The sequence below is a fragment of the Thermus antranikianii DSM 12462 genome, from assembly GCF_000423905.1.
In the GTDB taxonomy this organism is placed as follows: Bacteria; Deinococcota; Deinococci; order Deinococcales; family Thermaceae; genus Thermus; species Thermus antranikianii.
Window position 1 is genome coordinate 45,687 of the sequence record NZ_AUIW01000013.1, and the last position, 6,263, is coordinate 51,949.

Here is a 6,263-nt window from a genome sequence, read left to right on the forward strand (position 1 = left end):
ATGCTGCTGCTGACCATCCTCCTTCCCCTCTTGGGCTTTGCCCTTTTGGGGCTTTTCGGAAAACGGATGAGAGAACCCCTCCCCGGGGTCCTGGCCTCGGCCCTGGTCCTGGCCTCCTTCCTGGTGGGGGTGGGCCTTCTCCTTTCGGGCGGGGCCCGCTACGAGGTGGAATGGCTTCCCGGGATCCCCTTTAGCCTGCTTCTGGACAACCTCTCCGGCTTCATGCTCATCGTCGTCACCGGGGTGGGCTTCCTCATCCACGTCTACGCCATCGGTTACATGGCCGGGGATCCAGGCTATAGCCGCTTCTTCGCCTATTTCAACTTCTTTATCGCCATGATGCTCACCCTGGTCCTGGCCGACAGCTACCCGGTGATGTTCATCGGCTGGGAGGGGGTGGGCCTGGCCAGCTTCCTCCTCATCGGCTTCTGGTACAAGAACGCCCAGTACGCCGACTCCGCCCGCAAGGCCTTCATCGTGAACCGGATCGGCGACCTGGGCTTCATGCTGGGCATGGCCATCCTGTGGGCCCTTTACGGCACCCTCTCCATCAGCGAGCTGAGGGAGGCCCTGGAAGGCCCCTTGAAGAACCCCAGCCTCCTGGCCCTGGCGGGCCTCCTCCTCTTCCTGGGGGCCGTGGGCAAAAGCGCCCAGGTGCCCCTCATGGTCTGGCTTCCCGACGCCATGGCCGGCCCTACCCCGGTTTCCGCCTTGATCCACGCGGCCACCATGGTGACCGCCGGGGTTTACCTCATCGCCCGTAGCTCCTTCCTCTACGCCAACCTTCCCGATGTCTCCTACACCATCGCCGTCATCGGCCTCATCACCGCCCTTTACGGGGCCCTTTCCGCCTTCGGCCAGAACGACATCAAAAGGATTGTGGCCTACTCCACCATCAGCCAGCTGGGCTACATGTTCCTGGCGGCGGGGGTGGGGGCCTACTGGGTGGCGCTTTTCCACGTCTTCACCCACGCCTTCTTCAAGGCCCTCCTCTTCTTGGCCTCGGGAAGCGTGATCCACGCCCTGGGCGGGGAGCAGGATGTGCGGAAGATGGGCGGCCTTTGGAAGCACCTGCCCTTAACCCGCTGGCACGGGCTCATCGGGGCCCTGGCCCTGGGGGGCCTGCCCCTGCTCTCCGGCTTCTGGTCCAAGGACGCCATCCTCACCGCCACCCTCACCTACCCCTTCGGCGGCCTGGGCTTCTACCTGGGGGCGCTTTTCGTAGCGGTCCTCACGGCCATGTACGCCATGCGCTGGTTCGTCCTGGTCTTCCTGGGCGAGGAGCGGGGCCACCACCATCACCCCCACGAGGCCCCTCCCGTGATGCTGTGGCCCAACCACCTCCTGGCCCTGGGCTCGGTGCTGGCGGGGTACCTGGCCCTGCCCTATCCCTTGCCCAACCTCCTCGAGCCCTTTTTGAAGCCCACCTTAGCGGAGGTGGAAGCCCACCACCTGTCCCTGGGAGCGGAGTGGGGCCTCATCGCCCTCTCGGGTGCGGTGGCCCTCCTTGGGCTTTGGCTGGGCTACACCTTCTTCCAGAGGAAGGCCTTCCCCAGCTGGTACCTCACCTTTGAGGCCTGGAGCCGGGAAAGCTTCTTCGCCGACCGGGTGTACAACGCCCTCATCGTCAACCCCTTGAAGGCCCTGGCGGAAGCCCTCTTCTACGGGGACGGCAGCCTCCTTCGCGGCTACTTTGGCCTAGGCGGAACGGTGCGGACCCTGGGACAGGGTATCGCCCGCCTGCAGACCGGCTATCTAAGGGTCTACGCCCTGCTTTTCGTGCTGGGCGTTCTGGTGTTGCTGGGGGTGATGCGGTGGTAGTCCTGGCGATCCTCCTACCCATCCTCTTCGGCCTTCTCCTCCTCCTGGGCCTTCCCCGCGCCCTGGGGGTCCTGGGAGCGGGCCTGAGTTTTCTCTTGAACCTCTACCTCTTTCTCACCCACCCGGGCGGGGTGGCCCATGGGGTCCAGGCCCCCCTCCTTCCCGGGGCCGGGGTCTACTGGGCCTTCGGTTTGGATGGCCTTTCCGCCCTCTTCTTCCTCACCATCGGCCTCACCGTCTTCCTGGGGGCCCTGGTGGCCAAGGTGGAGGGGCGGTTTTTGGGGCTTGCCCTTCTCATGTCCGGCCTCCTCCTGGGGCTTTTCGCCGCCCGGGACCTTCTGGTCTTCTACCTCTTCTTCGAAGCGGCCTTAATCCCAGCCCTCCTCATGCTCTTCTTCTACGGGGGCGAGGGAAGGATCCGGGCCATCTACACCTTCCTCCTCTTCACCCTGGCGGGCTCCTTGCCCATGCTGGCCGCCATCCTGGCAGTGAAAGCGCTAGGGGGTAGCCCCACCTTCCTCCTCGAGGACCTCCTGGCCCATCCGGTTAAGGGAGGCGCCGCCCTTTGGATCTTTTTGGGCTTCGCCCTGGCCTTCGCCGTCAAGACCCCCTTGTTCCCCGTGCACGCCTGGCTCCCCCTCTTCCACCAGGAAAACCATCCCTCGGGGCTCGCCGACGCCCTGGGCACCCTTTACAAGGTGGGGGTCTTCGCCTTCTTCCGCTTCGCCATCCCCCTCGCCCCCGAGGGGTTTGCGGAGCTTCAGGGGCTTCTCCTCTTCCTGGCGGCCATCTCCGCCCTATACGGGGCCTGGGTGGCCTTCTCCGCCAAGGACTTCAAAACCCTCCTGGCCTACGCCGGGGTTTCCCACATGGGGGTGGCCGCCTTGGGCGTCTTCTCCGGTACCCCGGAAGGCGCCTTGGGGGGGCTTTACCTCCTTTCGGCCAGCGGGGTGTACACGGGAGGGCTCTTCCTCCTGGCAGGGCGGCTTTACGAGCGGCTTCACACCCTGGAGATCGGCCGCTTCCGGGGCCTGGCCGAAAGCGCCCCCGGCTTAAGCGCCCTGGCCCTCTTCCTCTTCCTGGCCATGGTGGGGCTTCCCGGGCTTTCCGGCTTCCCCGGGGAGCTTATGACCCTCCTGGGCGCCTACAAGGCCAGCCCCTGGCTCACCGCCATCGCCTTCCTCTCGGTGATCGCCGGAGCCGCCTACGCCCTCACCGCCTTCCAGAAGGTCTTCTGGGAGGAAGGCCAAAGGGGAGCGGAGGACCTCAAGGGGGCGGAATGGCCTTTCGCCTTCCTGGCGGTGGCCGCTTTGGTCCTCATGGGGGTCTTCCCCGGGTTCTTCGTAAAGGGCCTTGAGCCCCTGGCGGAGGCCTTCGCCAAGATCCTTGGAGGTGGCGCATGATCCTTTTGGTGCTGAGCTCCTTTGCCGTAGCCCTCACCCTTGTGGGCTTCTTCGTCTCCGTGCCCCTTTTCAAGCGCCTCACCATCCTGGGGCTCTCCCTGGCCCTGCTCTCCCTCCTCTTCACCTGGGGGAAGCCCTTCGCCTTTGGGCCGTACCAGGTGGACGGCATCTCCCAGGTCTTCACCCTGCTCGCCCTCCTGGGAGCCCTCTGGACCGTGGGGCTGGTGCGCACCCGGCGGTTTGAGTTCTACCTCCTGGTCCTCTACGCCGCCCTGGGCATGCACCTTCTCGCCTCCACCAAGAACCTCATCCTGATGCTGGTGGCCCTCGAGGCCCTCTCCCTGCCCCTTTACGCCCTGGCCACCTGGCGGCGGGGAGAAGGCCTGGAGGCCGCCTTGAAGTACTTCCTTCTGGGGGCCCTGGCGGCCGCCTTCTTCCTCTACGGCACCGCCCTCCACTACGGGGCCACGGGAAGCCTCCTGGCGGGAACCCCTGGGGAAGGCCCCCTTTACGCCCTGGCCCTGGGCCTCCTCCTGGTGGGGCTTGGCTTCAAGGTGGCCCTGGCTCCCTTCCACTTCTGGACCCCGGATGTCTACCAGGGTAGCCCCACCCCGGTGGTGCTCTTCATGGCCACAGGGGTTAAGGCGGCGGCCTTCGCCGCCCTCCTCCGGGTGGTGGGACCGGGTGCCCTGGGTGCCCTGGATGCCCTGGCCCTCCTCATCGCCCTCTCCGTCCTCCTAGGGAACCTGGCCGCCCTGGGCCAGAAGGAGGCCAAGCGGCTTCTCGCCTATAGCTCCATCGCCCATGCGGGGTACATGGCCTTGGCCCTTTACACGGGGAACCTGCAGGCCCTGGGCTTCTACCTCCTCACCTACGTGCTGGCCACGGGGCTGGCCTTTGCCGTGCTCTCGGAGATCTCCCCCGACCGCGTGCCCCTGGAAAGGGTAAAGGGCCTCTTCCACCAGGACCCCCTCCTGGGCCTTGGCCTCCTCGTCTCCTCCCTCTCCCTCCTGGGCCTGCCCCCGCTGGCGGGCTTTTGGGGCAAGTACCTGGTCTTCAGCGAGGCCGCCAAGGCGGGGGCCTGGGGGCTTCTGGTCCTGGCCCTGGTGACCAGCGCCGTGAGCGCCTACTACTACCTGGCCCTGGGCTTGGCGGTGTTCCAGAAAGGGGCAGCCGAGGCCCACCCCCGTCCCTTGGCCCGGAGCGTGGCCCTGGGGGTGGCCCTTCTCCTCATCCTGCTGGGCCTTATCCCCGGGGCGGTTCTCCCCGCCCTGGCCGCGGGCTAACCCCGGGGCTTCCTTTCGGGCCCTGGGGTACGGAAGGTATCCCGGGGCCCGGGATTTTTCCCCACCCCAGGTTTACACTCGAAGCATGGAGGACCCCCTGGCCCATCTGCCGTGGGAGCTTCTGCACAAGGATCCCCTGGGCTACGTGGCCCGGGGGGCCCAGGCCTTGCCCAAGGACCTCCGAGGAGCCTGGCTCCTAGGGGTGGTGAGCGGCTTCCTCTGGCCGGAAGCCCCTGCGCCCAAGGACCTTTCCGCCTTCTTCCGCCGGAGCGAGGGAGCCTGGCGGGAAGCGGAGGAGTACTTCCTGGAAACGGGGCTGGACTTTCCCGTGCTGGTGAGCGAATGGGCGAGGGAGGCCCTCGAGCCCCTTCTTTACCGCAAACGGGGACCGAGCCTGGCCGGCCTTACCCTGGCTTTCCAAGAGGGAAAGAAGGTGGGGACGCACCTGCGGGGACGGGCTAGGGACTGAAGAGGATCCGTACCCCCTCCCGCCTGAATCCTCAAAGGATACGCTTCCCCAATAGACTTGAAGCCAATCCCACCATCATCTCCGCGGTGCGGTTACGCTCGTCCAGAATGGGGTTCACCTCCACCAGGTCCAGGCTCCGCACCCGGCCCGACTGGGCCAGGATCTCCATAAGAAGGTGCGCCTCCCGGTAGGAGAGGCCCCCGGGCACCGGGGTCCCCACCCCGGGAGCCAGGGTGGGATCCAGGACGTCGGCGTCCAGGGAAACGTGGAGGGGCAGGCCGGCGAGCCTTTCCAAAACCTCCTCGGCGATGCGGGCTACCCCCAGGCGGTCCACCTCGTGCATGGTGTAAACGGCAACCCCCATTTCCCGAAGAAGCCGCTTCTCCCCGGGGTCCAGGCTCCGCACCCCCACCAGGACCACCCTCTTGGGATCCACCGCCTGGAAGGCCTCCGTGAGGCGGGGGTGCCCAAGCCCGCAGAGCACCGCCAGGGGCATGCCGTGAATGTTTCCCGAAGGGCTGGTTTCGGGGGTGTTGAAGTCCGCATGGGCATCCACCCAGACCACCCCCAAGGGCTCCTTGGCCACCCCGCTCACCGAACCCATGCTCAGGGAATGGTCCCCGCCCAGCACGATGGGAAACACCCCCTCCGGCAGGGAACGGAGCCGCTCCTTGAGCTCGAGGGCCGCCTGGCGGATCTCCTCCAAGTAGTTCTCCCCGCTCGGGCGCAAGCCCTTGCGCCTGAGGGTTTCCGCCACGGGTACCCGCACGTCCCCCAGGTCCTCCACCGCCAGACCCAGGGCCTCGAGTTCCTCCGCCAGCCGGGCGTAGCGCAAAGCGGAAGGCCCCATGTCCACCCCACGCCGGCCTGCACCCAAGTCCATGGGCACTCCCAGGATGGCCACCCGCTCCATGGGGGGCATGCTAGCAGAAAACCCCATGCACCGCTTGGGAACTTTATGCCGACCAGACTTGACCGTTATACCGCATAGAGCCCCAGGAACCTGAGGGCGGAGAGGGGATGGAAGGAGAAGGTCTCCAGGGCCGCCTTCTTCTTCCGCACCCCCCTGCGGTACAGCAGGGACACCAGAAAGGCCCGGAGGACCGCCAAGACTTGCGCCCCCACGCCCCGCACCTGGCAGGCGTCCTCATGGAGGAGGACGTCCCGTACCCAAAAGGACCGGTTCTCCACCTCCCACCGGGAAAGGAGAAGCTCCCCAAGCCGCCTCGCGTCCGCCTCCTCGGCTCCCAAGCTGGTGAGGGCGTAGCTCGCCGCGCGCCGTAC

Annotated in this window: 5 protein-coding genes and 1 pseudogene; 4 read left to right on the plus strand and 2 right to left on the minus strand. The window is 66.6% G+C overall.

Features of this window, described 5'->3' with window-relative positions:
* From nuoL to G584_RS0109145, 4 genes are all read left to right on the plus strand, one after another.
* Window positions 1–1,821, plus strand: coding sequence for an NADH-quinone oxidoreductase subunit L (gene nuoL / locus G584_RS0109130; RefSeq protein ID WP_028494360.1), 1,821 nt, complete (start codon window positions 1–3; stop codon window positions 1,819–1,821).
* The gene (locus G584_RS0109135; protein WP_028494361.1) at window positions 1,815–3,224 is read left to right on the plus strand and encodes a complex I subunit 4 family protein; all 1,410 of its coding nucleotides are present in this window, start codon (window positions 1,815–1,817) and stop codon (window positions 3,222–3,224) included. The genes nuoL and G584_RS0109135 overlap by 7 nt, the downstream gene beginning before the upstream one ends.
* Window positions 3,221–4,510: an NADH-quinone oxidoreductase subunit N gene (locus tag G584_RS0109140; RefSeq protein ID WP_028494362.1), complete on the plus strand. Its 1,290-nt coding sequence runs from the start codon at window positions 3,221–3,223 to the stop codon at window positions 4,508–4,510. Before G584_RS0109135 ends, G584_RS0109140 begins: the two co-directional genes overlap by 4 nt.
* Window positions 4,511–4,595: 85 nt before the next feature.
* On the plus strand, window positions 4,596–4,979 hold the full coding sequence (locus G584_RS0109145; RefSeq protein WP_028494363.1) for a hypothetical protein: 384 nt from the start codon (window positions 4,596–4,598) through the stop codon (window positions 4,977–4,979).
* A gap of 31 nt (window positions 4,980–5,010) precedes the next feature.
* Here the strand turns inward: G584_RS0109145 and rocF are convergent, their stop codons facing one another.
* Together rocF and G584_RS0109155 are read right to left on the minus strand one after the other, a co-directional pair.
* Window positions 5,011–5,901: an arginase gene (gene rocF / locus G584_RS0109150; protein WP_028494364.1), complete on the minus strand. Its 891-nt coding sequence runs from the start codon at window positions 5,899–5,901 to the stop codon at window positions 5,011–5,013.
* Window positions 5,902–5,957: 56 nt separating this feature from the next.
* Window positions 5,958–6,263 (minus strand): annotated as a pseudogene (locus G584_RS0109155) (transposase); the annotation flags it as partial.